This is a genomic window from Streptomyces sp. NBC_01775 (assembly GCF_035917675.1).
Classification (GTDB): domain Bacteria; phylum Actinomycetota; class Actinomycetes; order Streptomycetales; family Streptomycetaceae; genus Streptomyces.
This window is the reverse complement of the sequence record NZ_CP109104.1, coordinates 8,869,221-8,895,677: the sequence shown is the minus strand read 5'-3', so window position 1 is coordinate 8,895,677 and position 26,457 is coordinate 8,869,221. Positions and strand designations below refer to the sequence as shown.

At 72.4% G+C, this 26,457-nt stretch carries 23 protein-coding genes and 1 pseudogene; 8 read left to right on the top strand and 16 right to left on the bottom strand.

Annotation, left to right across the window (positions count from 1 at the left end; genetic code table 11):
- Positions 1-29 precede the first annotated feature (29 nt).
- The gene (locus tag OHB04_RS39420) at positions 30-3,104 is read right to left on the bottom strand and encodes a hypothetical protein (protein ID WP_326809322.1); all 3,075 of its coding nucleotides are present in this window, start codon (positions 3,102-3,104) and stop codon (positions 30-32) included.
- 305 nt (positions 3,105-3,409) lie between these two features.
- On the opposite strand from OHB04_RS39420, the gene OHB04_RS39415 reads away from it, so the two are divergent.
- Positions 3,410-5,017, top strand: a complete 1,608-nt coding sequence (locus OHB04_RS39415) for an alkaline phosphatase D family protein (RefSeq protein ID WP_326692410.1) — start codon at positions 3,410-3,412, stop codon at positions 5,015-5,017.
- A gap of 393 nt (positions 5,018-5,410) precedes the next feature.
- On the opposite strand, the gene OHB04_RS39410 is transcribed toward OHB04_RS39415, so the two are convergent.
- From OHB04_RS39410 to OHB04_RS42070, 3 genes are all read right to left on the bottom strand, one after another.
- Positions 5,411-6,415, bottom strand: a complete 1,005-nt coding sequence (locus OHB04_RS39410; protein WP_326809321.1) for a metallophosphoesterase — start codon at positions 6,413-6,415, stop codon at positions 5,411-5,413.
- Positions 6,416-6,574: 159 nt separating this feature from the next.
- Positions 6,575-7,765: an MFS transporter gene (locus OHB04_RS39405; RefSeq protein ID WP_326809602.1), complete on the bottom strand. Its 1,191-nt coding sequence runs from the start codon at positions 7,763-7,765 to the stop codon at positions 6,575-6,577.
- Between the two features lie 38 nt (positions 7,766-7,803).
- A complete protein-coding gene (locus OHB04_RS42070) occupies positions 7,804-7,992 on the bottom strand; it encodes a hypothetical protein (protein ID WP_405802644.1) in 189 nt (62 codons plus the stop codon).
- 1 nt (position 7,993) lies between these two features.
- Here OHB04_RS42070 and OHB04_RS42065 point away from each other — a divergent pair.
- A pseudogene (locus tag OHB04_RS42065) lies at positions 7,994-8,157 on the top strand (diaminobutyrate--2-oxoglutarate transaminase); the annotation flags it as partial.
- A 93-nt stretch (positions 8,158-8,250) separates the two neighbouring features.
- On the opposite strand, the gene OHB04_RS39395 reads toward OHB04_RS42065, so the two are convergent.
- The 4 genes from OHB04_RS39395 to OHB04_RS39380 form a co-directional block, all read right to left on the bottom strand.
- Positions 8,251-8,967, bottom strand: coding sequence for a hypothetical protein (locus OHB04_RS39395; RefSeq protein ID WP_326809320.1), 717 nt, complete (start codon positions 8,965-8,967; stop codon positions 8,251-8,253).
- Between the two features lie 485 nt (positions 8,968-9,452).
- Positions 9,453-10,220: a hypothetical protein gene (locus tag OHB04_RS39390; RefSeq protein WP_326809319.1), complete on the bottom strand. Its 768-nt coding sequence runs from the start codon at positions 10,218-10,220 to the stop codon at positions 9,453-9,455.
- A 199-nt stretch (positions 10,221-10,419) separates the two neighbouring features.
- Positions 10,420-11,217, bottom strand: coding sequence for an MBL fold metallo-hydrolase (locus tag OHB04_RS39385; RefSeq protein WP_326692406.1), 798 nt, complete (start codon positions 11,215-11,217; stop codon positions 10,420-10,422).
- A 265-nt stretch (positions 11,218-11,482) separates the two neighbouring features.
- Complete coding sequence (locus OHB04_RS39380) at positions 11,483-11,668, bottom strand: DUF1737 domain-containing protein (RefSeq protein ID WP_326692405.1); 186 nt, start codon at positions 11,666-11,668, stop codon at positions 11,483-11,485.
- Positions 11,669-11,887: 219 nt separating this feature from the next.
- On the opposite strand from OHB04_RS39380, the gene OHB04_RS39375 reads away from it, so the two are divergent.
- The 3 genes from OHB04_RS39375 (at position 11,888) to OHB04_RS39365 (ending at position 15,723) form a co-directional block, all read left to right on the top strand.
- Positions 11,888-12,394 carry a DUF1990 family protein gene (locus OHB04_RS39375; protein ID WP_326809318.1) on the top strand — a complete coding sequence of 169 codons (507 nt, stop codon included), beginning with the start codon at positions 11,888-11,890 and terminating at the stop codon, positions 12,392-12,394.
- A 125-nt stretch (positions 12,395-12,519) separates the two neighbouring features.
- The gene (locus tag OHB04_RS39370; RefSeq protein WP_326809317.1) at positions 12,520-13,926 is read left to right on the top strand and encodes a GNAT family N-acetyltransferase; all 1,407 of its coding nucleotides are present in this window, start codon (positions 12,520-12,522) and stop codon (positions 13,924-13,926) included.
- Positions 13,927-13,974: 48 nt separating this feature from the next.
- On the top strand, positions 13,975-15,723 hold the full coding sequence (locus tag OHB04_RS39365) for a DUF885 domain-containing protein (RefSeq protein ID WP_326809316.1): 1,749 nt from the start codon (positions 13,975-13,977) through the stop codon (positions 15,721-15,723).
- A gap of 74 nt (positions 15,724-15,797) precedes the next feature.
- Here the strand turns inward: OHB04_RS39365 and OHB04_RS39360 are convergent, their stop codons facing one another.
- The 4 genes from OHB04_RS39360 to OHB04_RS39345 form a co-directional block, all read right to left on the bottom strand.
- The gene (locus tag OHB04_RS39360) at positions 15,798-16,142 is read right to left on the bottom strand and encodes a hypothetical protein (protein WP_326809315.1); all 345 of its coding nucleotides are present in this window, start codon (positions 16,140-16,142) and stop codon (positions 15,798-15,800) included.
- 92 nt (positions 16,143-16,234) lie between these two features.
- Positions 16,235-19,384, bottom strand: a complete 3,150-nt coding sequence (locus tag OHB04_RS39355; protein WP_326809314.1) for an SMC family ATPase — start codon at positions 19,382-19,384, stop codon at positions 16,235-16,237.
- Entirely contained in the window at positions 19,381-20,676 is a 1,296-nt protein-coding gene (locus OHB04_RS39350) for an exonuclease SbcCD subunit D (RefSeq protein WP_326809313.1), read from the bottom strand. The genes OHB04_RS39355 and OHB04_RS39350 overlap by 4 nt, the downstream gene beginning before the upstream one ends.
- A 50-nt stretch (positions 20,677-20,726) precedes the next feature.
- The gene (locus tag OHB04_RS39345) at positions 20,727-21,392 is read right to left on the bottom strand and encodes a YigZ family protein (RefSeq protein WP_326692398.1); all 666 of its coding nucleotides are present in this window, start codon (positions 21,390-21,392) and stop codon (positions 20,727-20,729) included.
- Between the two features lie 111 nt (positions 21,393-21,503).
- On the opposite strand from OHB04_RS39345, the gene OHB04_RS39340 reads away from it, so the two are divergent.
- A complete protein-coding gene (locus OHB04_RS39340) occupies positions 21,504-21,911 on the top strand; it encodes a CoA-binding protein (RefSeq protein WP_326809601.1) in 408 nt (135 codons plus the stop codon).
- 51 nt (positions 21,912-21,962) lie between these two features.
- Positions 21,963-22,469 (top strand): GNAT family N-acetyltransferase, encoded by a 507-nt coding sequence (locus tag OHB04_RS39335; protein ID WP_326809312.1) that lies wholly within the window; start codon positions 21,963-21,965, stop codon positions 22,467-22,469.
- 113 nt (positions 22,470-22,582) lie between these two features.
- On the opposite strand, the gene OHB04_RS39330 is transcribed toward OHB04_RS39335, so the two are convergent.
- Positions 22,583-23,143, bottom strand: a complete 561-nt coding sequence (locus OHB04_RS39330; RefSeq protein ID WP_326692396.1) for a YbaK/EbsC family protein — start codon at positions 23,141-23,143, stop codon at positions 22,583-22,585.
- A gap of 32 nt (positions 23,144-23,175) precedes the next feature.
- Positions 23,176-23,748 carry a helix-turn-helix domain-containing protein gene (locus OHB04_RS39325; RefSeq protein WP_326693118.1) on the bottom strand — a complete coding sequence of 191 codons (573 nt, stop codon included), beginning with the start codon at positions 23,746-23,748 and terminating at the stop codon, positions 23,176-23,178.
- Positions 23,749-23,854: 106 nt separating this feature from the next.
- Between OHB04_RS39325 and OHB04_RS39320 the strand changes: the two genes are divergently transcribed.
- On the top strand, positions 23,855-24,736 hold the full coding sequence (locus OHB04_RS39320; protein WP_326809311.1) for a DMT family transporter: 882 nt from the start codon (positions 23,855-23,857) through the stop codon (positions 24,734-24,736).
- A gap of 212 nt (positions 24,737-24,948) precedes the next feature.
- On the opposite strand, the gene OHB04_RS39315 is transcribed toward OHB04_RS39320, so the two are convergent.
- The gene (locus OHB04_RS39315) at positions 24,949-25,827 is read right to left on the bottom strand and encodes an acyltransferase (protein ID WP_326692394.1); all 879 of its coding nucleotides are present in this window, start codon (positions 25,825-25,827) and stop codon (positions 24,949-24,951) included.
- 80 nt (positions 25,828-25,907) lie between these two features.
- Complete coding sequence (locus tag OHB04_RS39310; RefSeq protein WP_442815127.1) at positions 25,908-26,435, bottom strand: gamma carbonic anhydrase family protein; 528 nt, start codon at positions 26,433-26,435, stop codon at positions 25,908-25,910.
- Between the last annotated feature and the right edge of the window lie 22 nt (positions 26,436-26,457).

The window sequence follows — 26,457 nt, the reverse complement described above, 5'->3', positions numbered from 1 at the left end:
GCCGCCCGCACGCCGTCATCCGTCACCGTTCAGCGCAGGGCGCTCTCGATCCGCAGCTCGATGTCCCCCGCCTCGGCCAGGCGTTCGGCGACGGTGCCGTACGGGTCGGGGGTGCCCACGGGGTAGGTGACGCGCACCCTGGTGAGCCGTTCGACGGCCTCCTCGTAGCGGCCCAGGTCGGCCTCCAGGCCCGCGGCGCGCAGCTCCGCCCCGGTGGCGTCGTGCAGCCCCGCCTCCCCGCAGCCGTGGAAGGCGGCGACGGCCAGGTCGACGTGGGCGAGGATGCCCGCGGTGACGGACGCGTCGGAGCTTTCGGGGGCGTGATCGTACTCGGCCAGCAGCTCGGCCGTCTGACGGTGGGTGTGACCGGTCTCCAGGCACAGCTGGAGGCGCCGCTGCTCGTCCTCCACGCCGCTCCCGACGCGCAGCGCGGCCTCGATCTCGTGCTGGGCGGCCTCCATGAACGCGAGCGATTCCGCAGGCCGGCCGCCCGCCTCGGCGATCAGCCACGCGCGGGCATGCAGGGTGCGGACGACCCCGTGGATGTCGTCCAGGTCGCGCCACAGTTCCTCGGCTCTGGCGTACGCCGCCCGCGCCGCCTCGTACCTGCCGGATCCGCGCAGGGTGTCGGCGGCGAGGTGGGCGATGACCGCGTGTCCGTGCGCGTCCTGCCAGTGGTGCGGCGCCTCGGCCGTCCGCTGGAGCAGCCGGGAGGCGGCCAGGAGCTGTCCGGAGCTGCGGCAGGTCTGGGTGAGCCAGACGCACGCCTGTACGGTGCCGGGCTCGTCGCCGGCGTCGAAGAGGTCCGGGAGCGCGGCTTCGAGGACGGCCGCGGCCTCGTCGGCGCGTTCGAGGCCCAGCAGGCAGCCGCCGAGCCGCAGTCTGACGCGCGCGCCCGGTGCCTCGCCGTCCGCCTGGGCCCACCAGCGGGCAGCGTGCAGCAGCGCCTCGGCCTCCTCCTGCGGCCTGCCCGCCGCCGCGTGTGCCTCGGCGAGGAGGGAGTGGAGGCGGGCGAGGCCGGTGGAATCGCGGGCGGCGGCACGCGCAGGGTCCGCCAGCGCCGCGCCGAGCACTTCCGCTGCCCGGGTGTGCCTGCCGTTCTCCAGCAGGAGCCTGGCGAGGGCGAGTTCGGGGCCGGTGGCCGCCCAGGGGCGCTCGGCGCGGTGGCAGAGGGCCGCCGCCTCGGTGAGCAGACGCTCGGCGTGCGCCGGGTCGCCGCACTGTGCCGCCAGGCGCCCCCGGGTCTCGGTGGCCTCGGCGATGCGGGCGAGGACGGCGGGCGCGTCGGCATCCGGCTCGGCGAAGGAGATGAGGCGGTCCAGTTCCGCGTCGAGTGCCCCGGCGGCTGCGTCCAGTGCCGCGTCCCTCGCCTCGTCCGCCCCCTCGTACCGTGCCTCGCCGAGCCGTCCGGCCCGCAGCCGGGCGCGGGTCAGCAGCACGGCCGTGGCGTGCCGCGTACCGGCCCGGCCCGCGGCGTGGAGGGCCTCGGCCTCGGCGCACAGGCCCTCCGCCTCGGCGAGCAGCGCTTCGGCCCGCTGCCCGGCCTGTTCGTGTGCTCCTCCCGCTTTCCACGCCGCGCCGGCTTGTGCGCCGGCCCGGGCCGGGCCGTCACCGGGTACGGGGACGAAGCTCGCCGCCAGAACGGCGCGGGCCCGGCAGGCGAGGGCTTCGCCGGGCATACCGGCCCCGGCATAGTGCCCGGCCGCCTCGGTGAACGCGGCGGCGCCGGATGCCGGGTCGGTACGGGTCAGCTCCATGGCGCGGTGGTCGAGGAGTTCGGCCCGCTCCCCCTTGTCGAGAGGAACGCCGGTGCGGGCGACGGCGTCGTCCAGCTCCGCCCAGGCGGCGAGCGCGCCGGGGTGGCCGGCCTCGCTCAGCGCGCGGGCCCGGACCAGCAGGGCGCGCGGGTCGCCGTCCCGCTCTGCCGTCGACTCCGCCGTACGGGTCGGCAGGGGCCCCGTGCCCAGGCCGAGGGGCAGATGTCCGGCCAATGGCCCGGCCTCGATGCGGGCCAGCGCCGCCTTGCGGTTGCTCTCGTCCTGGGCACGCCTGTCGAAGCGCCTGGCCACCGCCAGCGCCTCGTTGGTGGCGTGTTCCAGCAGCGACGCCGCCGTCCACCGGCGCTCCGGTGGGCCCGGTACGGGAAGCTCTTCGTGGCCGAGGGCGGTCAGCCGCCGCATCAGCCCGGCCACGGCGGCCATCCAGTCGCCGTAGCTCGCGGGGTCCTCGCGCGCCTGCCAGCGGTGGGCGCCCTGCTCGGCCAGGAGCCGCAGCCCGCGCGGCTCGTTCCCCGTACGGGTGCAGAACTCAAGGTGGTGCGCGACCGCGCCCCGTTCGGTGGGGACGTCCCGCACGGCGGGGTAGCCCGCGACGTGGTGGCCGCGGGCCTCGTCGGCCCTGCCGAGGCGCAGCAGCGGGACGAGAGAGGCGGCGAGGAGGAACGGCGCCTGGCTCGGGCAGTCGTGCTCGCCGCGCAGAACGGGCTCCCACAGGCGCAGCGCCTCCGCGGCGTCGGCGTCGTCGGCCCCCTCCGCCGCGTCGGCTCGGCGCGCGACGGCCATGCCCTGCCAGGCCAGCTCGCAGCCTGGGCAGTCGGCGCTCTCGTCCCTCGCTGCGGCACGCCAGGAATCCAGCGCGTGCGCCGCGCGCGCCGTATCCCCGAAGCGCTGGGCCGCCATGAACTCCCGTATGTGTACGGCTCGCTGGGAGAGCCCGGCCGCGGCGTAGCGACGGGCCGTCATGGCCAGCCACTCCTCGACGGCGCCCGTGGGCACGTCCGGATCCTCGATGAGGTCCTCGGCGGCCCAGCGCAGCGACCAGAGCAGGTCGCGCTCGGCAGTAGGGCCGAAGGCGTGCGGGTGCTCGTCCCACAGGCGCAGCGCCCATTCGACCGGCGCGGGCGTCGTCCGGGCCTGCGTGCCGAAGCGGCGGGCGGTGACCAGGTGGAGCAGCGCCTCGGCGAGGGCTGCCGTCTCGCCGGACTCCTCGGCCTCGGTGAGCAGTTCCTCGGCGCGCGCGAGACGGCCGGGGCCGTGTGCCGCCCCGCCCTGGGCCCGGATGTCCTCGCGGATCTGTTCGGGCGTTCGGGTGGGCGTGCTGGTCATCGGGCCTCCTGGACGGCGGACGGGCGGGCGGTGCGTGCACGGGCCACGGGGTGGCGCGCGCCCAGGCCGCGACCGGCTGTGCGAACCGATTGCGTCCTGGCTTCGTATGGATGTCCGTACCCGCCCCGTCCGGCGGCATCCTAGGGGCGGGGCCCTGGTGACACCACGCAGTCGCTCTGGAACCCTTCTGTCCCGTGCGACGTCGGTGTTCACTGTGGATTCGTGTGCGCGGCACACGGGCGGGATACAAGTGGCCCGGATACAGGTAACAGCTCAACAGCCCGACGCTTCGAGGAGGCCCCTCCATGGCACATGGCGATCCGAGGAACGGCACCGGTCCCGTTCCGAGGAACGGCACCAGTCACGCACGGCGCGACGTGCTGCGCGGCACCCTCGGCGCCGGCGCCGCGCTGTCGCTGCCGCTGCTGGCCTCGGCGGCACCCGCGCAGGCCCTGCGCGGACGGCCGTCGGCCGACTGGGGTGTCCAGGCGGGAGATGTGACCACCTCCTCCGGGCTGGTGTGGGTGCGCGCGGACCGCAGGGCCCGGATGGTGGTGGAGACGGCGGCGACCGAGGCGTTCCGCAATCCGAAGCGCTGGGGCGGCCCGGTGGTCGGGCCGGGGACCGACTTCACCGGACGCATGCCCGTGCACGGCCTGCCGCCCGGCGAGCAGATCCACTACCGGGTGACCCTGGAAGACCCGGAGGACCCCAGACGCACCGGTGAACCTGTCTACGGCACCTTCCGTACGGCCCCCGAGCGGCGGCGCGGAGTGCGCTTCCTGTGGTCGGGCGACCTGGCGGGGCAGGGCTGGGGCATCAACCCGGACCGGGGCGGCTATCCGATCTTCGAGGAGATGCGGCGCCTGGACCCGGACTTCTTCCTCAACAGCGGCGACACCATCTACGCCGACTCCCCCATCGTCGAGAAGGTCGACCTGCCGGACGGCGGGACGTGGCGCAACGTCGTCACCGAGGAGAAGTCCAAGGTCGCCGAGACGCTGGCGGAGTTCCGCGGCAACTTCCGCTACAACCTGCTGGATGAGAAGCTGCGCCGCTTCAACGCGCAGATCCCGTGGATCGTGCAGTGGGACGACCACGAGGTGCTCAACAACTGGTATCCGGGCGAGATCCTGGATGACGAGCGGTACACGGTCAAGGACGTGGACACCCTCGCGGCGCGCTCGCTGCGGGCGTTCAGCGAGTACTTCCCGGTGAGCACGCTGCCGCCGAAGGACGAGGACGGCAGGGTCTACCGCGTGGTGCGGCACGGCCCGCTGCTGGACGTCTTCGTGCTGGACATGCGCGCCTACCGCAACGCCAACTCGCCGGGACGCCAGCCCGACGACGCGCAAGGCATCCTGGGCGCGCGGCAGCTGGCCTGGCTCAAGCGGGAGCTGTCGCGCTCGCGCGCGGTGTGGAAGGTGATCGCCTCGGACATGCCGCTGGGGCTCGTCGTCCCCGACGGGAAGACGGACGTGGAGGCGGTCGCCCAGGGCGACCCGGGCGCGCCGCTGGGGCGTGAACTCCAGATCGCGGAGCTGCTGCGCCACATCAAGCACCGCAAGATCACCGGCACGGTGTGGTTCACCACGGATGTGCACCACACCTGTGCTCAGCGCTACGACCCGGAGAAGGCCGCCTTCAAGGACTTCGCGCCGTTCTGGGAGTTCGTGTCGGGGCCGATGAACGCGGGCGGCTTCGCCGCGCTCAAGCTGGACCGCACCTTCGGACCCGACCAGAAGTTCATCAAGGCGCCGACCCGCGCGAACACCCCGCCGACCGAGGGCGGCCAGTACTTCGGCCAGGTCGATATCGACGGCGGCACCGGCGAGCTGACGGTGCGGCTGCGCGAGGAGGGCGGGGCGGTGCTGTTCACGCAGGTGCTGAAGCCCGGCAGGGTGGGTCAGTGACTTCCGGCTTCCCGTCCTGAAGGGCGGGGATTCCTGCCACGGCCGGCCGGCCCGGTGGGTTCCCGCTTCGCCGCGCTGTGCCAGGACGAGTCCCGGTCCTGCCCGCGCCCCACAGACTGATACCGCCGGTCCTGCGGCCTTGGAGACGTCGGCCGAAGGGTTGACGTCCCGGTCCAGGGCTGTCCCGCGAGCCCCGCGTGTCCAAACGCGGACACGCAGGGTTTGCGGCCGTCCTCGACGCCGCGCACGGAGCAGACCTGCGAGGTGGGTCGGTCCGAAGCCTCCGATGCGGCTGACGGACGAGGACCGGCGCGGCCCGACCGCGCTGTTCTGGTCGGACATCAACCCGGAGGGCACCTTCCGCCTCGACGTGGATAAGCGTCTCCCGGCGGTTCAGTCGGGCAGCTCGTCCAGTACCAGCCCCAACGCGGCTGCCAGGTCGATCGTTCGGCGCGGTGTTGGGCACTGCCTGGCCAGGCTGGTCCGGTCGAGGCGGCCGTTGCGGGCCTGGAAGAGAACCTTCGCAGCAGGATGCCGGCGTAGTCCGTCCGTGGTGAGCTCGTCGGCGACTCGGTGCGCTGTGGCGACCAAGGTGGGGAATGCCGACCGCAGATCGGCGGCCCACTCCTGGAGCGCCGCCAGCCACCTGTGTGTGGCGGTGTCAGGCCCCGAGGAGAACCGCTCTATCGCCTGAGCCAGCTCCAGCCAGGTGGAGTCATGCCACGGCTTGGTCTTCAGGACGGGCAACTGCCACTGTCGCTTGGCGATCGACCAGTGGTCCGCACGCGCCGTTACCGAGTGGACCGTGAATCCTGGGAGACACAGTGCGGTCAGGTTCCAGCCGTGGCAGGCACCGGTGTCGAGGCCGAAGATCCTGCCGTCGAGAATCATCGGTTCCCGGCCGGTTACGTGATGGCCGAACACCACTGGCTTGGCATCGGTGTAGTGGTCGTACCAGTGGCCGTCCTGGAACAGCGCCGCGAGCTCTCGTTCGCCCCTCGTCGAGCCACAGAGGATTTCCTCCCTCTGGTCGGCCAGCGGAATTCCGGACAGCATCGCGGCGTGGACGACACGGACATGCTCGTTCTCGAAGTAGTACGGCAGCGTCCGCATCCAGTCGACCGTTTCGGCGTAGTGGTCGCCAAGCTGCAAGCGCGTGATCTCTTGTGCGTAGGAGAAGATCCCGCGCACATGCTTCCGCTCGTGATTGCCCATGACCACGACCGAGTTCGGGCGCTCGCGGAAGAGCCTGACCACATCACCGGGCGCTGGACCGCGGTCGACCAGATCACCGACGCTGACCAGCAGGTCGTCCGGTCGGAGGTCGACGTCCTCGAGCAGTTCGAGCAACTCGTCGAAGCAGCCGTGGATGTCACCGATGATGATCGTGCGCCGCATGCGGGCGATTCTAACCCCGGGCTTTCACGTGGGCCGGCGTCCGAGGTGTGATCGAAAACGAGAGAAGTGCTTCTGACCTGGTGCAACGCGACTTGACCGGCAACGGGTCGCACCGGTTGTGGGTCGCCGGCCTCCCCGGGGCAGGACCTTTCTTCGAGGTCAGCCTCGGTCCTCTTCCCGCGCACGAACCTCTCGGCTCCCCCCAGCCGCGGTACGCGCGTGGGGCTGTCGGTCCACCAGGGCGGCGAAGAGGGCCGCCAACAAGGCGAGTGATGCCGACGTCAGCAACAGGGCCAGCAGGATGCGGATCGAACTCGTGGCGCTGAGAGAGGGGCCTGCGGCCGAGGAGATCAGCGCGCCTCCTCCGATGGACAGGGCAGCGGACAGACCTGTTGCGGTTCCTGCGAGATCGCCGTGTTCGGACATCACTCCCATATTGACTACCGGCGAGGTCAAGCCGTTTCCTATTCCGATGAACACGCATGAAACGAAGAACAGGAGTGGGGGAATGTCGTGCAGCATCGCGAAGACCAAGCCGGCGGCAAGCCCGCCACACGTCGCGATGCGGGCATGGACAAGAATGTGGCTCCGGAAGACGCGGGAAGCACAGATTCCTGTCAGACAGCTGCCTATGACGAACCCACCCGGGACCAAGGCCATGTAAAGCCCCAACACGACACTTGATCCGCCGAGGTGACTACTCATGACCAGGGGCGCTCCGCCCAGGAAAACATAAAGCGTCCCGGTCGAGCAGACCATGCAGAGAGTGTAGGCCCAGAACCGGGACGAACCCAGCAAACGCCGGAACGAGGTGAGCGGGTTCCCTTTCGAGGCCCTCGAGGGTTGCGAAGTCTCCCGAAGTTGTCGCCTCGACGCCAAAAGGACCGCTCCGCCGAGGAGAGCGAGAAGGACGAAAATCGTACGCCATCCGAACAGTTCGTTCAGGGTTCCACCCAATGTGGGGCCGAACATAGGGGCAAGCGCCCAGCCCATGCCCGCGAAGCCGATCTCCTTTACCGCATCGCGCCCGCTCGATGTTTCTTTGATGACGACCATCGCAACTGAAAAACACGCGGCGATCGCCGCCTGGAAGGTCCGACAAACGAGGAACAACTCGATGTTGGGCGCCAGCGCGCAGCCGATGGACGCAATAATGAAGACCGAAACAGATGTCAGCGCGACGGGGCGGCGTCCGTAACGATCTGAAAGAACACCGGAGATGGCTTCGGTCAGAGCGGTAGCGATCGCATATCCCGCAACCGAAAGATTGACCAGGGTAAAACTGGCGCCGAACTCATTCGCGATGTCAGGAAGTGCTGGAAGATAGATGGTCACGGGAAGCACCGACATAGCGGTGAGCCCGATGAAAACCATGCGACGGGGCGGAATTACGGAACTTTGCGCGTCAACAGGCCTGGACATGCGCTTTCTTTCTCGCGTTTGTGCCGTACTTGCCGGTCGTGGTTCTCCGGCATCCACCTCGCCACGATCGTCATCCACGAGATGTCGGGGGCCGAGGTCTCCCCGACTGCGAGCGAGTCGATGCTCCAGCCCTGCCGGGTGAATAACCCCGCCACCTTCGCCGGGACGCCGGGCTTTTTCTCCTCCCTCAGCTATGCGCACAACAACCCGGTCTCAAGCGTGCGCTGATCGACCGCCTGGAACGTGACGGCGTGGTGCACGGCTTGGACATGTCGACCGCGGCCAAGCTCGCCTTCCCGGTGTCCTTCCGGGACTCGATCCCGGCGACAGGTACTTGCGCTTGCCGGGACGCAACGTGACCGCCCGCCTGCCGGATTCGGCGCGGCGGTGGGAGAGCCGTCGCCCGAACGTCATCATCTCGCCCATTGCGGGCAGAACTCCACATGCAATTGTTCCCAGTCGCGCATGTTCGGTGTTTCCCAGTCGTAGATGGATCGGCAAACGTGATAGTTGCAGCTGCCGGGAATGTAAAGCCCGGTCGCGGCCTCGGGTGGCCCGTCCTTCGTGACGGCGAATATCTCCTTCGCTCCTTCCCGGAAGGCCGCGGTCCCGCCGGTCAGTAGCAGCGTCTCGGCGTAGACGTCCTTGCGGAGGAGGAATTCGTTCGCCTCCTCCGGGTTGTCCGGAATGACGCAGTCGGCCTCAAGGTCGGGAAGGTCTCGCTCCGGCACACTCGCGGTGTGTAGCTCGCGGGCGACATTCCCCGCGTTGAGACGCTCCCGGATTCGCTTCCAGCGGGAAGGACGCAGCTGCGCCGTGCGGGGGGCCAGCACGAGGTCGAGTGACTGCTCGTCTTCCCAGCCGACACCCGGGGCGACCGGAGTGGTACGCATCGGCAGGTAGACCAACGATCGCGGCGATCGCGCTGCGAGCAGCCACAGGGTGCCAATGCGTCTGCCATCCGTTCGGTCCACATACATGTGGTAATGGCCACTCTTGTAAAGCGCCCCGTTCTTCAACGGTCTGGCCGGCCGGATCACGCGGTATTCCGTGCCTGCCAGTCGCACCCGCTGCACGACAATCTTCACCCGCAGGCTGTCCCGGGTCAGGGGCGCCCTCGACGCGGTCATATGGATATCTCCCTGTCTGTCGATCCAGTCGGCTGTGCCGGTGAGATCGCTGCCGCTCAGGGACAGGTTGTCGAGGTCGGTGATCCCGCCGCTGAAGGGCGCTCTTACGACGGCTGCGAAGGCCTGAGAAAGCGGATCGGACGAGCAGGCCCCCGACGGACCGACCCCAAATCGGCACGCTCGTCAGAAACCATAGGTTCAGAAACAGGTACTCGGCTTGTCATTTATCCAGTTGGAAGCGGTTTCGGGCCGCCTGTGGTGGGCGGGACGGCTGAACGCCCCGCCGGTCGGTGTCGGTTTGTGCGGCTCTGCCCACTTCTCCCAGCGGCGCCGAAGGCCGGTGGCCGGCCACGACCAGGCGGATGACGGTGCCCTCGATGATGGGCACGGTTGGCCAGAGCCCGACGCAGCCGGGCGGCATCGAGCCGCGCCCGGCCGAGCTCGCCGTGAGCAGCAGCCGGCGGCAAGCCCGCCGGTCCCCGGGTCTACTGCACGTGATGCCGGTCGGCCAGATCCTCACAGCCGGTCAGGAAGCGGTCCCCGGCGGGGTCATAGACGAGGCAGCCGAACGCCCTCGCCAGCCGGAAGACCGGTTCCAAGACCTCGTCGCCGCTGCCGCGGACCTCCAGCGGAAGCCACGCGACCGGGTCATCGTCACCCACGTACATCTCGACCGTCCATGTCGGCCCCTCCAGGACCCAGCACCCGGGGTCCGAGGTGTCGGCCTCGGGAATCGTCGTGCGGAGCGTCCGCCATACGTCGGCGAGTGCTCCGAACGAAGCGATCGGCTGGTTGTCCGCCAAGGGCTCCGCCGGGTCCGCACCCTCCGGAAGGCGCACCAGGTGAACGTCCCACCGCTCGTTCCAGCTTGCGGTCACTCCGTCCCGGAAGCCCTGGAACGTGTGCCAGCCTGCCGTGTCCTCCCGGCCGGTCAGGAACTCGCCCATGGTGGTGTCGTAGACAGCGCCGCTGAAGGCCTCGGCCAACCGGAAGACCGGTTCCATGACGTCGTCGCCGCTGCCTCGGACCTCCAGCAGGAGCGCTTCGACGGGGTCGTCCCGGCCCATGAGCAGCGCGATCGTCCACGTTGGGCCGTTCAGGACCCACCACAGCGGATCCTCATCGTCGATCCCGGGGAACGCCGCGCGCACCCGCTCCCGGACCTCCTCGGCGGAGCCGAGCGGAAGGTCCGGCGCTCCCTTCCCTCCGTCGCCGTCCCCCGCGACCCGCACCACACGTACATCCCAACTCATAGGCCATGTCTACCACTGCGGTCCGGATGACGTGCTCGACGGTGAATCCGTGCTGAGGACTCTGGCGTCCCTGCTCGCGCCAGGCGTGCCGCTCACCCGGTGGAGCGTCGACTTTCGGCCCTTCGGCGGGGCGCTGACCTGGTCGGAAGCTCGATGTCAGCCCTCGGCAGGCCTCGGCAGCCCTCGTCGGCCTCGGCCTTCACGGGCGGATACCGGCGGAACTGCCCGGATGCACTCGGAGCGGGCGGCGGTCTGGTCCTGCATCCGGCCCGGCCGCACGGTGCCGCTGAACAGATCGGGTTGGCCCAGGAGGCCCAGGTCGGGGTGAAGCACAGCTCGACGTTGCCGGAAGCCGTCGGGCTTGCCCTGTTCGGCCCAGCATGACCCTGTGGTGGGCCGGATCCCGATGGGGCGGTACGGTGCCTCCGGCGAAGTGCGTGCCCGCATTGATCAGCGTCATGCCAGGCGCGATCTGATGGGTGTCGCCCGTCCAGTACTCGATCACCGGATCGGGCCGCCCGACCCAGTCACGGTCCGCAGCATGGACATACACCGGAGCCTCGAAGGCCCGACCCCACTCGGTCATCACGCCGTAGAAGTGTGGATGGCTGACGGCGATCGCGCTGATCCCACCCAGCTCCTCGACTTCGGCGGCAAGGTCGTCATCGAGGTAGCCCACACAGTCCCACAGCACGTTGCCGGAAGGTGAGCGGATCAGCAGCGCGCGCTGACCGACGGCCACCGACGGCACCGCACCGACCCCGATCACACCGGGTCCCTCCTCATCGAGCCGACCGCGACGGCCACCGGCGCGCAACTCGGCCAGCGTCGTCCACTGTTGGCCGTCCCAGCCGACGTACTGCCGCTCGTCCAGGCAGATCGGGCAATCAGCCCGCGGTGCCCCGTACTGCACGCCGCAGGTACCGCAGATCGGAAGCTGCAACCCCGTGACCGACGCGACCCGCTCAGAAGACGACACAAGAACCTGCCCCTCCATGAACTCACCACTTGACCACGCCGACATCAACAGCCGGGCGTGCCGGGGCTCTTCCCGAAGACGGACGCAGCCCGACCAGAAAGGCTGCTGAGGCAGTTCACCCGCTGCTGCTGCGCCGGCGCAGCAGCAGCGCCGCCACTCCGATGTCCTCACCACTCAACGCGAGGAATGCGCTTGCATCCGCAACGAAGAGGGCATCCACGGGGCCGGACGCCCCGTCGCACCCGCAGTCTGGCCAACCAGGCGAACCTATGCGGTCACAGCGCTAGGACCGTCCCTGCCAGACCAGCGCCTGGGCGACGATGACACGCTCACCGTTGAACGTGACCGCGGGGCCTTCGTGCAGTTCGTAGCCAAGGCCAATCGCTTCGCTCACACGTCGGCAGAACGTGGCGTCGTCCGGTCCGGTCAAGACTCGGTAGACGGGCAATCCGTCTGGTGGTGTGCTCATGAGGAGGAGGATCCCAAACGCGCCCGCCCACCCCGCCAGTGGGTCGGCCTCATCTCGGCGGATACCTCGGGGGACGCAGGCGCCGACATCTGACCCCGTATCAGCACCATCGTCTCCGAAGCACCTGCGGAATACTCGGCGGGTGTGAGCCACGAGTGCCCTCCCTCGCCCGGTCCCCCGTCGCCCGGCCCCCGATCGCCCGCCTTCACCTACGCCCCCGTGGGCGGGACCGCGCACGGGGGGCTCCCGCCGGGCTGGCCGGGGCTGCGGGTGCGTACCCGGCTGGGCGGCGGCGAGGTCGTCTTCCGTGCGGCGTGCGACGCGCTGATGGAGTGGCGGATGCACCGCACCATGGGGGTACGCGTCACTGCGGACGCACCCCGCGCGGCGCCGGGGGTGACGGTGACGGTCGGTCTGGGCGTAGGAGCGCTGCGGGTCCATGGGCTGTGCCGGGTGGTGTGGGCCGCCGAGGAGGAGCGCCGGGCGGGGTGGGCGTACGGCACTCTGCCGGGACACCCGGTACGCGGCGAGGAGGCGTTCGTGGTGGAGCGCCGCGAGGACGGCTCGGTGTGGCTGACGGTCTCCGCCTACAGCAGGCCGCACACCCGGTGGACCCGCGCCCTCCTTCCCCTCGTCCGGGTCTTCCAGCGGGCGTACGCGCACCGCTGCGGCCAGGTGCTGCGGCGGCTGTGCCGAGGCGGTGTGCCCCGAGGGCCGGAAGCCTGACGGGCCCTCTCGGGAAAACGGACGTTTGGCCGCCAGATGGGGACGTTTGGCCGCCAGATGCTCTTTTTACGCACCGGTCACACCTCGTTCGTGATCACGCAACGCGGGTCCCGCACCGTGGAGTCATGGCTGATGACCCCTTCGCCAAGAAGACCGTCCAGAAGGCGCCGCGACAGCACCACTGGCGCCGCGAGCTGGTCGAACTCGCGGCGCTCTTCACCGCCGTCACCGTCGCGGACACCGTGGCGAAGACCGTGGTGAACGCACCGGACGGCCCCGTCACGCTCGTGGTCTGTGCGGTGGCACTGGCGGCCACGGCCGGATGGCACACCTGGTGGGCACGCCGGCACACTCCCGCGTCGGCGGCCCCGGCCGCACCGGACCCCGGCGTAGCGGACAGCACGGAACCCGCCCCCGACGTTCAGGGGCCCGTCGGCGAGCCCGTCGTCCCGGGCGGGACCGCGCTGTGGCGCATGCGGACGACGGTGCGGGAGGAACCGGGCTCTCTCGCGCAGCTGTGCGCGGCACTCGCGGCCGGGCGGATCGACATTCTCGCTCTCCAGACACATCCGCTGGGCGAGTCGACCGTGGATGAGTTCCTGCTGCGCGCCCCTGCGGCGCTGGACCCGCGGGCCCTCGCACGGCTGGCGGCCGGGGCGGGCGGGAGCGACACCTGGACGGAGCGGGCCGACGCGCACGACCTGGTCGACGCCCCGGCCCGGGTGCTGGGCCTGGCCACCCGTACGGCGCTCGATCCCGCGGAACTACCCTTGGCGCTGCGCCAGTTGCTGGGACGCTGCACCATCCGTTCCGTGCCCGGACAGGCGCCCCCGGAAGGCATCCTGGAGGGGACCGTCGTACGGCTGCCCGATCCCTCCGGAGGAGAAATCGTCGTGGAGCGGCACCACCTTCCCTTCACTCCGACCGAGTTCGCCCGCGCCCGCGCGCTGGTGGAGCTGGACACGCGGCTGGGCCACCGCACCCCGCCCGGCAGGGACGCGCTGACGCTGCCCGAGGGGCAGTCGATCACCATCAGGCGGGCGGACGCACGGGACCTGGAGGCGGCGCTGGCCATGCACGGGCGCTGCTCGAAGCAGACCCTCACCCAGCGCTACCACGGCCCGGTCAAGGACGCGGACAGGTATCTGCGCCACCTGCTCTCCCCGCGCTTCGGCCGCACCCTCGCCGTCGAGACGGCCTCCGGCAAGCTCGTCGCGCTCGGCCATCTGCTGTGGGACGGCGACGAGACGGAGGCGGCGTTGCTGGTCGAGGACGCGTGGCAGCGGCGCGGCATCGGCGGCGAGCTGCTGCGGCGGCTGACCGGGCTGGCCCGCGAGGCGCGCTGCGAGAGCGTGTACGCGATCACCCAGGCGTCCAACACCGGCATGGTCGCCGCGATGCGCGGCCTCGGGATGCCGCTGGACTACCAGGTCGAGGAGGGCACGCTGGTGGTGACGGCCTCGCTGGTGTCCGCCGAGGTGGGTGCGGGGGCGACGGCGGGACGGGGCGGGGCTGACGCGGCGCCGAGCTGACGCGGCGCGGGGCTGACGGCGGGGGCTCGTCCGTATGAGGATGGGCCCATGTCCGATGCGATGAACTCAGCGAATCCCGCAGGTCCGGCGTCCCCTGCGGGCGAGGCCCCACTGCCCCGCCAGGTCGCCGACGCCTTTGTCGACGCGCTCGTCGAACTCGACCCGATCTCCGGCACCTACCTGGGGGTGCCGGAAAGCCATGGCAAGCTGCCCGACTTCTCCCCGGCCGGCCAGGAAGCACTGGCGGTGCTAGGACGTACCACGCTGGCGGAGCTGGCAGCGGCCGAGGCGCGGCCCGGCGGGGACAGCGACGCCGAGCGGCGCTGCGCACGGCTGCTGAGGGAGCGGCTGACGGCGGAGCTGGCCATCCATGAGGCCGAGGAGGGGCTGCGCGCCGTCAGCAACCTGGCCTCGCCGGTGCACTCGGTGCGCGGCATCCTCACCGTGATGCCGTCCGAGACCGAGGAGGACTGGGCCGCGGTCGCCCAGCGGCTGCGCGCGATGCCGGTGGCGCTGGAGGGCTACCGCGAATCGCTCGCCGAGGGGCTGGCCAGGAAGCTGTTCGCGGGACCGCGCCAGGTGTCCACGATGCTGGGACAGCTCGCCGAGTGGCTGGGCGAGGAGGGCGGCGCGGACGACGCCCCGGCGCGCAGCTGGTTCGCGGAGTTCGCGTCCGGCGGGCCCGAGGCGCTGCGAGGCGAGCTGGACGGCGCCGCGGCCGAGGCGACCCGGGCTGTCTCGGAGCTGCGCGACTGGATGCGCGATGTGTACGCGCCGGGCATCGCGGGCGCGCCCGAGACGGTCGGCCGGGAGCGCTACGCGCGCTGGGCCCGCTACTGGAACGGGGCCGACCTGGATCTGGCGGAGGCGTACGCCTACGGCTGGTCGGAGTTCCACCGGCTGCTGGCCGAGATGCGCACCGAGGCGGAGAAGATCCTGCCGGGCGCCGAGACCCCCTGGGCAGCGCTGCGCCACCTCGACACCCACGGGGAGGCCGTCGAGGGCGTGGACGAGGTGCGCGCGTGGCTCCAGGAGCTGATGGACCAGGCCATCGACGAGCTGGACGGCACGCACTTCGAACTGGCCGAGAAGGTGCGGCGGGTGGAGGCCCGCATCGCTCCTCCGGGCGGCGCGGCGGCGCCGTACTACACGCAGCCGTCGCTGGACTTCTCACGTCCGGGCCGCACCTGGCTCCCGACGATGGGCGAGACCCGCTTCCCCGTCTACGACCTGGTCACGACCTGGTACCACGAGGGCGTCCCCGGCCACCACCTCCAGCTCGCGCAGTGGACGTACGTCGCCGACCGGCTCTCGCGCTACCAGACGACCGTGGGCATGGTCAGCGCCAACGCGGAGGGCTGGGCGCTGTACGCGGAGCGGCTGATGGACGAGCTGGGCTTCCTGACGACGGCCGAGCGCCGGCTGGGCTATCTGGACGCGCAGATGATGCGCTCGACGCGGGTGATCGTCGACATCGGCATGCATCTGGAGCTGGAGATCCCGGCGGACTCGCCCTTCCACCCGGGCGAGCGGTGGACTCCGGAGCTGGCGCAGGAGTTCTTCGGGATGCACAGCGGGCGGCCCGCCGACTTCGTGGAGAGCGAGCTGGTCCGCTACCTGGGCATGCCGGGCCAGGCGATCGGCTACAAGCTCGGTGAGCGCGCCTGGCTGGAGGGCCGGGCGGCGGCGCGCCTGGCACACGGTGACGCCTTCGACGCGAAGGCGTGGCACATGGCGGCGCTGTCGCTGGGTTCGCTGGGCCTGGATGACCTGGTGGCCGAGTTGTCGGCGCTCTGAGGCCACGCCGGCCGGGAGGCGCTTCCCCGTGGGGGCGCCCCCGGCCGGGGCGGTCGGGGTCGGGGCGCCCCCGGTCAGGCGCGGCAGCTTCTGCCCGTCTCCCAGGCGAGGGTGGTCTGGTACACATCGGGGCCGATCCGGAGGAACTCGCGGGCGGGGGCGCAGACGGTGTACTCGCCGAGCTTGTTGTCGCGGATTTTGATCTCGCGGTCCTGGTCGCTGCAACTGAGCCAGTAGGGCTGGTAGTTGGCGTCGTTGTAGCCGCAGTAGACGGACTGCGTGGCGGGCGCCGCGGCCCCGGGTGCCGCGAGCGGTGCGGGGGCTGCCGAGGCGGGGGCGGCCAGGGCGGTGGCCAGCGCGAAGCCGCCCGCGACCGTCGCCGCAAGCGTGGTGTATCGCGCACGGGAACGCGGGACCATGGGGGGACCTCCAGGCTCTCGTTCACATTCGAACATCGAGTGTCGGCCAGGACGTCAGGGGCAGCCGGGCCCACCGGCAAGAGAGCGCGGCCTCACCCGCGTGCGGGTGCGGAGTGGTGGCGCACCGCCGATCCCGCACGGGACTTGGTGACCTCCAGCTGGGCGGGGATGCGCTGGCGCAGGTCGGCGACATGGCTGACGATGCCGACGCAGCGGTCGCGCTCGCGCAGCGAGTCGAGCACGTCCAGCACCTCATCCAGGGTCTGCTCGTCCAGGCTGCCGAAGCCCTCGTCGATGAAGAGGGTCTCCAGCCGGGTGCCGCCGGCCTCCTCGGTGACGACATCGGCCAGGCCGAGAGCGAGGGCGAGTGAGGAGAAGAAGGTCTCGCCGCCGGAGAGCGTGGAGGTGTCCCGCTCGGCGCCCGTCCAGGCGTCGACGACATGCAGCCCGAGCCCGGATCTGCCGCGCCCGGAGGCCCGTTCGTCGGAGTGCACCAGCGTGTAGCGGCCACCGGACATCCTGGCGAGCCGGGCCGAGGCCGCGGCGGCGACCTGTTCGAGCCGGGCGGCCAGCACGTAGGACTCCAGGCGCATCCGGCGTTCGTTCTCGGCGGAGGTGCCGGCCGCCAGCCCGGCCAGCCTGGCGACGCGCTCGTAGGCCGTGCGCAGTGGCGTCAGGCCGTGGGCGCGTTCGGCTGCCTTACGGCCCAGACCGTCCAGCGCCGCGACGCGCTCCTGCGCGGCATGGCGTGCGGTATGGGCCTCCCGCAGCCGCCGGTCGGCCTCCTGTGCCGTGGCCTGGGCGAGCGCCGCGTCGGCGGCGGGGCGCTCGGCGGCGGCCACGAGAGCGGGGTCGGCCAACTCCTCGCGTACGGCCGCCTCCTCGGCCTGCCAGCGCTCCAGCCGCTCGCGCAGTTCGCGTCGGCCGGCCTCGGGCAGCACGGCATGCTCGGCCTCGTCCGGGGTCTCGAAACCTGCCTGGCGGGCGGCGTCGGCGAGCCGGACCCGCGCCTCTTCGAGCCGCTCGGCGGTGCCGCGTGCGGTGTGCGCCGCCTCCGCCGCCTCGGACAGGAGCACCGCCCTGCGCTCCAGCTCGGCGGCGCGGGCGGCGACGCTGGGGGCCTCGCCACGGGCGCGCTCCAGCCGTTCGGTGAGCGCGGCCCGCTCGCGCAGCAGTGCGTCACGGCTGGAGGTGCGGGAGGCGGCGCGGCGCTCGGCGTCCTGGCGCTGGGCGAGGCGTTCGTCGTGCTCGCGCTCGGCGGCGGCCAGGGCCTCGCGCGCGTCGTGGGTGCCGGCGGCCTCGGTGTGCGCGGCGGAGTGCTCGGCCTCCAGCGCGGCGACGGAGGAGGCGAGCGCCGCCGCGCTCTCGCCGCCGGATTCGGCCTCGGCCGCCGCGTGGCTCTCGCGGAGCCCGGCGAGGTGCAGTGCGGCCTCGTCGCGGCGCTCGCCCGCCTGCCGCGACTCCTCCAGCGCCCGCCCCTCGGCCACGCGGTCGACATGACCGGCCTCCTCGCGGGCGGGTGCGGGATGTTCGACGGCGCCGCAGACGGCGCAGGGCTCCCCCTTCTTCAGCCCGGCGGCCAGCTCGGCTGCGATGCCGCGCAGGCGGCGCTCGCGCAACTCCAGCCAGTGCTCGTGCAGGGCGGCTGCCTCCTCGCGGGCCCGCAGCAGCCGCTCGCCTTCCCCGCTCACCTCACCGGCGAGGCGGTCACGGCGGCGGGCGGCCTCCAGCCTGGTGCGGGCCGGGCGCAGCTCTCCCGCGAGGCGTTCGGCGCGGGTAGCGGCCTCCTGTGCCGCCTCGGCGCTCTGCTGGAGCGTGTGCCGCTGCTCGTCCCAGCCCGCGAGCCACTCCCCCGCCTCGCGCAGCAGTTCCTCGTCGGCGCGGGATTCCTCATCCAGACGGCGCAGCTCGCCGTCGAGGGCGGCGGCGCGGGGCTCCTCCTCGCGTGCGGCTCCGAGCGCGCCCAACTCCTGGCGCATCTCGCGCTCCCGGGCCGCGAGCCGCTCCGGCGAGTCCTGGGAGAGGGTGGTGGGGAGCGCGCCGCGCGCGCGCCGTTCGGCAGCGTCGGCCCGCGCGTGTTCGTGGTGGGCCGACGTGCGCAGGCCGAGGGCGGGGGCGACGGCTTCCGCCGAGCGGGCGCGCTCCAGGCGGCGGCGGAGCGCGGCGCGCTCCTCGGAGCGGGCCTCCAGCTCGGCGGCGCGCTGCTGGGCGCGGGTGAAGCGCTCCTGCTCGCGGGCCAGTTCGCGGGTCTGTTCCAGCTCCCGTGCCGTCTCGGCGTGCCGCTGTGCCGCCGTCTCGGCGGCGACGGCGAGGGAGGTGAGCCGCTCGCGTGCGTAGACGCGCGCCTGGGCCGCCCAGCACAGGGCCGCGTCCGCGAGGCCGGGGTCTCCGGGCGCGAGCGGCGCGGGCCCCGGCTCCTTGCGGCGGGCGCCGCCGCGTCCTGGGCCGACGCCCCGCGCCTCGTTGCCGGCGGCGCGCCCCGTGCCGGTCCGTTGAGCGGGCAGCGCGCTGTCGCCGGGGGCTTCCGCCCCCTCGGCCGTGGGGCCCTCGCCCAGCTCGGGCGGGTCTCCGACGGCCTGACGCATACGGTGGGCGAGGGCCAGCAATTCCTCGTCGCCCGCCACCACATCGCGCTGGGCGCCCTTGCGCATGCGGGCCAGCTCTTCCTCGACGGCGGCGAACCGCCCGGTGTCGAAGAGCCGTCCCAGCAGCTTGGCGCGGTCCTCGGCCCCGGCACGCAGGAAGCGGGCGAACTCGCCCTGGGGCAGCAGTACGACCTGGCAGAACTGGTCCCTGCTCATGCCGAGGGCCTGGCCGATCTCCTCACCGATCTCCTGGTGGGAGCGGCTCAGGGCCTGCCAGGCTCCGGTGTGCTGGTCCCATGCGCGCAGCTCGCAGTGGGCGCGCTCGCGGGTGAGGCCGCTGCCGCGCGCCTTGGGGCGGAGCTGCTCGGGGGCGCGGGTGATCTCCAGCCTGCGCCCGGCGACGGTGAGGTCCAAGGCGACCTTGGTGAGGATGTGGGGCTCGGCGTGGTCGCTGCGCAGGCTGCCGCCGGGCTGCTGGCGGGCGCCGGGGACGCCGCCGTAGAGGGCGAAGCACACCGCGTCGAGCACGGAGGTCTTGCCCGCGCCGGTGGGCCCGTGGAGCAGGAAGAGGCCGGCCGAGGAGAGGGTGTCGAAGTCGACGGTGTGGGTGCCGCCGAAGGGGCCGAAGGCGGTGAGGGTGAGCCGGTGGAGCCTCATCGGGTCACCTCTCGCGCACCGGAGCCGGCCGCGCGGGTGGCGGCGGCCGGCCCGCCGGCCCCGTCGGTCCCGCGAGCCCGTTCAGCCCTGTCAGGCCCTCTTGTCTCTCCCGGCCCGTCCGGCTCTCCCCGCGCCGGGGCTTCCTCCGTCTCGGCGATGCGCGCCGCGTCCAGGGCCGCGCCGAGCATCTCGCGCTCCTCGGGTGCCGCGCGGCGGCCGGGGCGTACGTGCCCCACGAAGTCCTCGGCGATCTGCCGGTCGCTGCGGCCCCGGAGCCGCAGCGCGTAGGAGACTCCGCCGTCCTCCTCGTCCCGCACGGGGTCGAAGACGAGGCTGACGGTGTGGGGGAAGCGCTTCTCCAGGCGGGCCATGGGCTCGACGGGGCGGGCGGCGTCGGTGAGGGTGGCCTCCACCCAGGAGCCGGTGTGCCGCTCGTACGCCGGGTCCTCCAGCAGCTGTTCGAGGGTGCCGCGCAGCCGCGCCAGCGGGCGGGGCACGGGGCAGGTGAGCCGCTCGGCGCCGAACTCCCCGCCCGGCCCGAGGTCCACCAGCCACATGGACTTGGGGTGCCCGGCCTCGGAGAAGGAGTAGGCCAGCGGGGAGCCCGAGTAGCGCACGCGCTCGGTGACGGTCTGACAGGTGTGCAGGTGGCCCAGCGCCGCGTAGTCGATGCCGTCGAAGGCCGAGGCGGGTACGGATGCGACGCCGCCGACGGTGATGTCCCGCTCGCTGTCGGAGACTTCGGCGCCGGTGACGAAGGCGTGGGCCAGCACGACGGAGCGGGTGCCCTCGGGCCGGGTGGCGAGATCGGCGCGTACCCGGTCCATGGCGGCGCGCAGCACAGCCGGGTGGCCGCCGCCCTCGGCCCCGAGAGTCTGCCGGACGAGGGAGGGCTCCAGATAGGGCAGCCCGTAGAAGGCGACCTCTCCGTCGTCGTCCTTGAGCAGGACGGGGGTGCCGCAGGCGGCCGGGTCGGTGCGCAGGTGGATGCCCGCGCGGTCCATGAGGCCGGAGCCGACGCCGAGCCGGCGGGCCGAGTCGTGGTTCCCGGAGATCATGACCGTGGGCACGGACAGCTCCGCGAGGCGGTGCAGGGCGCGGTCGAACATCTCGACGGCCGGGAGCGGGGGTACGGCGCGGTCGTGGATGTCGCCCGCGACGAGCACCGCGTCCACGGCGCGCTCCTCGACCGTGGTGACCAGGTGGTCGAGAAAGGCGCGCTGGGCATCCAGGAGGCTCACGCGGTGGAAGCTCCGGCCCAGATGCCAGTCGGAGGTGTGCAGCAGACGCATGGTCGACGACCTTACGGCCCGCCACTGACAGCGCGTGCACAGCGTCCGTCTCAGACGGTGCCGAACGCCTCTCCCCCGGTCGTCAGGCGCGCCGTGCCCGAGGTCGCGTCGGCCAGCCAGGCGCTGAAGGTGTCGATGTCGGCCTCGGGCAGGCCGAGTTCGATGGTGACCTCGGCGCCGTAGCGCACCTCGCGCACCTCGCGGCCCGTGGCGCGCAGGTCGTTCTCCAGCCGTCCGGCGCGCTCGTGTCCGACGGTGACGGTGACCAGCCGGAAGCGGCGGCGGGTGACGGTGCCGAGGGTGTCCAGTGCCTCGCCGACGGCGCCGCCGTACGCGCGGATCAGCCCGCCCGCGCCGAGCTTGACGCCGCCGAAGTAGCGGGTGACGACGGCGACGGCGTAGCGCACGTCGCGGCGCAGCAGCATCTGGAGCATGGGCACACCGGCGGTGCCGCCGGGCTCGCCGTCGTCGTTGGCCTTCTGGATGCCCGCGTCCGCGCCGATGACGTACGCCGAGCAGTTGTGGTTGGCGGTGGGGTGCCGCTTGCGGATCCGCGCGATGAATTCCTGTGCCTCGGCCTCGGTGGCGGCGGGTGCGAGGGCGCACAGGAAGCGGGAGCGGCTGATCTCGGTCTCGTGCACTCCCTCGGCCGCGACGGTGACGTACTGCGACGGCCCGTCGGCCCGCTCCGGCTGGTCACGCTGGCCTTGCTGCATCCGGCCAGCCTATGGCCCGGCGGGCGGGAATCTGCGGCCGGTGGTGTCCGTTGCCGAAGGAGCACGGTGCCTCCAGGAGGCGGGCCCTCGGACCGGAAGGCGGAAGAGACGATGTACGGCGACCAGTCGACGGTACGCGGCATTCTCACGGAGCTGGGCGACACCTGGGCGGTGGTGGGCCTGTCGGACAACCCGTCACGGGCGGCGCACGGCGTGGCCGAGGTGCTCCAGCGCTACGGCAAACGGATCGTGCCCGTCCACCCCAAGGCGGAGACGGTGCACGGCGAGCGGGGCTACCGGAGTCTGGCGGAGATTCCCTTTCCCGTCGACGTGGTCGACGTCTTCGTCAACTCGCGGCTCGCGGGCCAGGTCGCCGACGAGGCGGTGGCGGCGGGCGCCAAAGCGGTCTGGTTCCAGCTCGACGTGGTCGACGAGGAGGCGTACGCGCGCACCCGTGCGGCGGGGGTGGAGATGGTGATGGACCGCTGTCCGGCGATCGAGATCCCCCGGCTCGGGTGAACGGGGTGCTCGGATGAACGGAGCGTACGGGTGTGCGCTAACGTCCGGCGCATGAGCACGACAAGAAACGCCCCGGTCAGAAGTGCGGGGCCGCGGGACGCCGAGGAGATCGTGCGGCTGCGCAGGATCATGTTCGCCGCGATGAACGGCAGCGATCAGCCAGGACCGTGGGAGCGGGATGCCGCGCTCGTGGTGCGCCGGGGGCTGGCCGAGCCGCACCCGTCGCTGATGGCGTTCGCGGTGGACGGGGACGGCGACGGATCCGGCGAACCGCATCTGGCGGCGTGCGCCGTGGGGCGCATCGAGGAACGGCTGCCCGGGCCGCAGAATCCGGCCGGGCGGTTCGGCCTGGTCTTCAACGTCTGCACGGACGAGCGCTACCGGGGCAGGGGCTACGCCCGGGCGGTGACCGAGGCCCTCCTCGCGCGGTTCGCCGAGCGCGGCGTCATGCGGGTCGACCTGCACACCACGCCGGAGGCCGAGGGGATCTACCGTGCCCTGGGCTTCGCCGAGCGCGCGACCGCGCTCTCGCTGACGCTGAGCGGGCCACAGGTCTAGGCCGAGCGCCTCGCGCCTGCCTGTTCACCCGACCGCCCGCAGCCTGCTACCTGCCGCCTGCCGCCTGCCGCCTGCCGCCTGCCGCCTGAAGGAGTAGCCCGCTGCGGTCCGCGTCAGGCGCGGCGGCCCAGCCCCTCCACCACCACGGCGTCCGGGAGGGAGGCCAGCGCCTTGCCGGGCACGATCAGCTTGCCCCGGCGCCTGCCACTGCCGACCAGCACCCAGGGCAGCGCGGCGGCTTCGGCGTCGATCAGCAGCGGCCAGCCGCCGGGCAGGCCGAGCGGGGTGATGCCGCCGAACTCCATGCCGGTCTCACCGACGGCCGTGTCGTGGGGTGCGAAGGAAACCTTGCGGGCGCCCAGTTGGCGCCGGGCCACGCCGTTGATGTCGGCGCGGGTGGTGGAGGGGACCAGGCAGGCGGCGAGGACGCGCTCGCCGCCCTGCTTGGCGGCCACGACGACGCAATTCGCCGAGCTCTCCAGCAGGTCGAGGCCGTAGGTCTCCACGAAGACGGCCGTATCCGCCTTGTCGGGGTCGGTGTCGACGTAGAGCAGTTGTTCGGCGGGGACGGGGCCCTGCCACTGGCGTACGGCGGCGGCGACGGGTGCGGTGAGCTGGTCCAGCACCTCGGGCGCCGGCGTGACGTGGTCGAAATCTCCAATGGGCGCGCGCATGGCGGCACTCTAGCCGCGGCGCGGGGGTGCTCTCAGCGCGGCTCAGGGACCGAGACGGCCATGGACAGCTCGACGGTCTCGGTCCCGTCGTTGCGGTATCCGTGCGGGAGGTGCGACGCGAAGCAGGCGGAGGTGCCCGCCTCGATGTGGTGGTCGGCGCCGTCGACGGTGAGGGTGAGGGTGCCCGCCGCGACGTGGAGGAGTTCGGTGGTGCCCTGCGGGTGGGGGTCGGAGGAGTGGCCCTCACCGGGCATGAGCTTCCAGGACCACAGCTCCAGCGGCCCCGGCGCCTCGGTTCCCGTGAGCAGGGTGCCGTGACTGCCCGCCTCGGTCGACCACAGCCGGATGGCCTGCTCCGGCGGCACCAGGCGGACGTGCGGGGCACGGTCGAAGTCGAGCAGCGAGGTGATGCTGATGCCGAGCGCGTCGGCGACCTTGACGACGGTGCCGACGCTGGGGTTGGTGCGGGCCTGTTCGATCTGGATGAGCATGCCCCGGCTGACGCAGGCGCGCGCGGCCAGCGCGTCCAGGGTGAAGCCGCGCTCGGTGCGGAAGCGTTTGAGGTTGCGGGCGAGGGCCTGCGTGAGGTGGTCGAGGTCCGTCACAGTGGTCCGCACCGTCCAAAATATTCGAAGACAAAGTGCATTAGACTGCACTACGGTCTGCTGCACTTGAGCGTTCACCCCACCGTACTGCTAGGAGCCCCCACCCATGACCGCTGCGTTCGCCCTGGCCACCAGCCTCCTGTGGGGGCTGGCCGACTTCGGCGGCGGGCTGCTCAGCAAACGTCTGCGCGAGCTGACGGTGGTCGTCGTCTCCCAGGGGGCCGCCGCTCTCGTGCTCGCCGCTGTCGTGCTGGCGACCGGCGCCTGGAGCGAGCTGGACGCGCGGCTGCTGTGGTGCGCCGTCGCGGCCGGTGCCATCGGGCCCGTCTCGATGCTGTGTTTCTACCGCGCGCTGGCCGTCGGCCCGATGGGGGTGGTCTCCCCCGTGGCCACGCTGGGCAGCGTGGCGGTGCCGGTCGGCGTCGGCATGGTGCTGCACGGCGAGCGGCCAGGACCGCTCCAGGCGGTGGGCACCCTCATCGCCGTCGCGGGCGTGGTGCTGGCCGGCGGAGTGGGCGGCGGCGGGGCGCCGGTACAGCGGCGCACCATCGCGTTGACCCTGGTCGCCGCCCTCGGGTTCGGCGCGACCATGAGCCTGGTGGCCGAGGCCTCGGCCACCGTCACCGGGCTCTTCCTGACGCTTTTCATCCAGCGGGTGGTCAACGTCCTGGTGGGCGGCGGGGCGCTGTACGCCACCGTGCGCCGGGGCACTCCCGCGCTTCCCGAAGGGCCCGAGGGCGGCGTGCGCGCGATCTGGCGCTCACTGCCCGCGCTGAGCTTCGTGGGTCTCGCGGACGTCGCGGCCAACGGCACGTACGCCATCGCCGCGCAGCACGGGCCGGTGACCGTCGCCGCCGTGCTCGCCTCGCTCTATCCCGTCGTCACCGCGCTGGCCGCGCGCGGCGTCCTCCAGGAGCGGCTCCGCGCGCTCCAGACCGCCGGCGCCGGACTGGCGCTGCTCGGCACGGTGCTGCTGGCCTCCGGCTGACGCGGCCCGGGGTACGAGGCACCGGGGGCGCTCGCGCGGGGCAAGGGGTGCTCGGCACAAAGCACAGGGCACAGGGCACAGGGCACAGGGCTCTCCGACGCTACATCCGTCGCAGCGCGTACATCAGCAGCGCGAAGCCCTGGACGGCCACGGCGAGCGCCAGCAGGACACGCAAGGTGCGGTTGCTCACGGCGCGCCTCCGGAGGGCGGGGTCAGCGATCGGGTGCCGCGTCCAGTGTGCCCGCCGCGGAGGCCCCGCCGGGGGCGGAAGCACCCTCCGCCCCACCGGCCCCCTGGGACCCGCGGCCCCCATCGGCTCCACCCGTCCCGTCGCTCCGACCCGTCCCGTCACTCCCGCGCGTCCCGTACTCGGCACACGGCTGCGGCAGTTCGGCCAGCGCCAGCAGTTCCTCGGGAGTGACGCCCTCGGGCACCGGGACCGGTGGCGGGGTGCGCAGCGGGGGAAGCCAGCCGGCCTCCGGGTCCAGGCGGCGCACCACCTTGGCGGGCGCACCGGCCACCACCGCGTGGTCGGGTACCTCGCCCCGCACGACGGCGCCCGCCGCGACCACCACATTGCGGCCCAGCCGCGCGCCGGGCAGCACCACCGCTCCGGCGCCGAGCCAGCTTCCGGCGCCGATCTCGACGGGGGCGGAGCGCGGCCACTGCTTGCCGACGGGGCGCGCGGGGTCGTCGTAGGAGTGGTTGGTGGAGGTGACGTAGACGTACGGGCCGCAGAAAACGTCATCGCCGATGCTGACGCGGGTGTCGGCGATGAGGTGGCTGCCCCTGCCCAGCACCACACCGTCGCCCAGCCGCAGCATGGTGTCCGGGCCGAGATCGAGGTCGGGCATCATCCCGGCGGTGAGCGTCACGTCCTGGCCGACGACGCAGTGGCTCCCGATCTCGATCCAGGGCGCCCCGAAGATGGTGCCCTGCGGGAAGGCCAGCCGGGTGCCGGTGCCGATCCGGCGGAACGCGTACGGCCCCGGGCGCTGAGCGGTGACGGCGCCTGCCCGCTGGACCCGGCGCCAGATGCTGTGCACGGCGCGGGAGGTGAGGGACGAGAACGTGTTCTGGATCGAGGGCACGCCGTCACCGTACTGCCCCGCCGCCGCGGCGCCCCCGGTGAGCTACCTCACGGGCCGCGGCGGGACCGGCCACCCAGCGATCAGGCGTCGGCGGGTCCTTGGACGACGACGGCCGCTCGGTGCTGCTTGGCCAGGTCGACATACACGAGCGCGTTGAGCTTGATGCCCTCGCGCTCCTCATCGGTCAGCTCGCGCCTGACCTTGCCCGGGACCCCTGCGACCAGCGAGCCGGGCGGTACGGTCATGCCCTGCGGGACCAGCGTCTGGGCGGCGATGAGCGAACCGGCGCCGATATGCGCGCCGTTGAGGACGGTGGCGCCCATGCCCACCAGGACGTCGTCCTCGATCGTGCAGCCGTGCAGCACGGCATTGTGGCCGACGGTGACGCCCTTGCCGAGGGTGACGGGGAATCCGGCGTCGACGTGCACGGTGCTGTTGTCCTGGATGTTGCTGCCCTCACCGAGCACGATCGGCTCGGCCTCGGCGCGCAGCACGGCGCCGTACCACAGGCTCGATCCGGCGGCCATGACGACCTCGCCGACCGCGACGGAGGCCGGCGCCGTGAATGCCTCGGGATCCAGCCGGGGTTGACGGCCTCCCACGGCCATGATCAGTCCACGCTCTGCCACG

Bases quoted from the DNA above. Each gene is read 5' to 3' on its own strand.
- OHB04_RS39395 (WP_326809320.1), bottom strand. From the start codon at position 8,967: ATGACCGCGTCGAGGGCGCCCCTGACCCGGGACAGCCTGCGGGTGAAG.
- OHB04_RS39365 (WP_326809316.1), top strand. From the start codon at position 13,975: ATGTCCGATGCGATGAACTCAGCGAATCCCGCAGGTCCGGCGTCCCCT.
- OHB04_RS39410 (WP_326809321.1), bottom strand. From the start codon at position 6,415: ATGCGGCGCACGATCATCATCGGTGACATCCACGGCTGCTTCGACGAG.
- OHB04_RS39320 (WP_326809311.1), top strand. From the start codon at position 23,855: ATGACCGCTGCGTTCGCCCTGGCCACCAGCCTCCTGTGGGGGCTGGCC.
- OHB04_RS39385 (WP_326692406.1), bottom strand. From the start codon at position 11,217: ATGGAGGGGCAGGTTCTTGTGTCGTCTTCTGAGCGGGTCGCGTCGGTC.
- OHB04_RS39310 (WP_442815127.1), bottom strand. From the start codon at position 26,435: ATGGCCGTGGGAGGCCGTCAACCCCGGCTGGATCCCGAGGCATTCACG.
- OHB04_RS39340 (WP_326809601.1), top strand. From the start codon at position 21,504: ATGTACGGCGACCAGTCGACGGTACGCGGCATTCTCACGGAGCTGGGC.
- OHB04_RS39360 (WP_326809315.1), bottom strand. From the start codon at position 16,142: ATGGTCCCGCGTTCCCGTGCGCGATACACCACGCTTGCGGCGACGGTC.
- OHB04_RS39330 (WP_326692396.1), bottom strand. From the start codon at position 23,143: ATGCGCGCGCCCATTGGAGATTTCGACCACGTCACGCCGGCGCCCGAG.
- OHB04_RS39390 (WP_326809319.1), bottom strand. From the start codon at position 10,220: ATGAGTTGGGATGTACGTGTGGTGCGGGTCGCGGGGGACGGCGACGGA.
- OHB04_RS39355 (WP_326809314.1), bottom strand. From the start codon at position 19,384: ATGAGGCTCCACCGGCTCACCCTCACCGCCTTCGGCCCCTTCGGCGGC.
- OHB04_RS39415 (WP_326692410.1), top strand. From the start codon at position 3,410: ATGGCACATGGCGATCCGAGGAACGGCACCGGTCCCGTTCCGAGGAAC.
- OHB04_RS39350 (WP_326809313.1), bottom strand. From the start codon at position 20,676: ATGCGTCTGCTGCACACCTCCGACTGGCATCTGGGCCGGAGCTTCCAC.
- OHB04_RS39420 (WP_326809322.1), bottom strand. From the start codon at position 3,104: ATGACCAGCACGCCCACCCGAACGCCCGAACAGATCCGCGAGGACATC.
- OHB04_RS39335 (WP_326809312.1), top strand. From the start codon at position 21,963: ATGAGCACGACAAGAAACGCCCCGGTCAGAAGTGCGGGGCCGCGGGAC.
- OHB04_RS39405 (WP_326809602.1), bottom strand. From the start codon at position 7,765: ATGTCGGTGCTTCCCGTGACCATCTATCTTCCAGCACTTCCTGACATC.
- OHB04_RS39380 (WP_326692405.1), bottom strand. From the start codon at position 11,668: ATGAGCACACCACCAGACGGATTGCCCGTCTACCGAGTCTTGACCGGA.
- OHB04_RS39370 (WP_326809317.1), top strand. From the start codon at position 12,520: ATGGCTGATGACCCCTTCGCCAAGAAGACCGTCCAGAAGGCGCCGCGA.
- OHB04_RS39345 (WP_326692398.1), bottom strand. From the start codon at position 21,392: ATGCAGCAAGGCCAGCGTGACCAGCCGGAGCGGGCCGACGGGCCGTCG.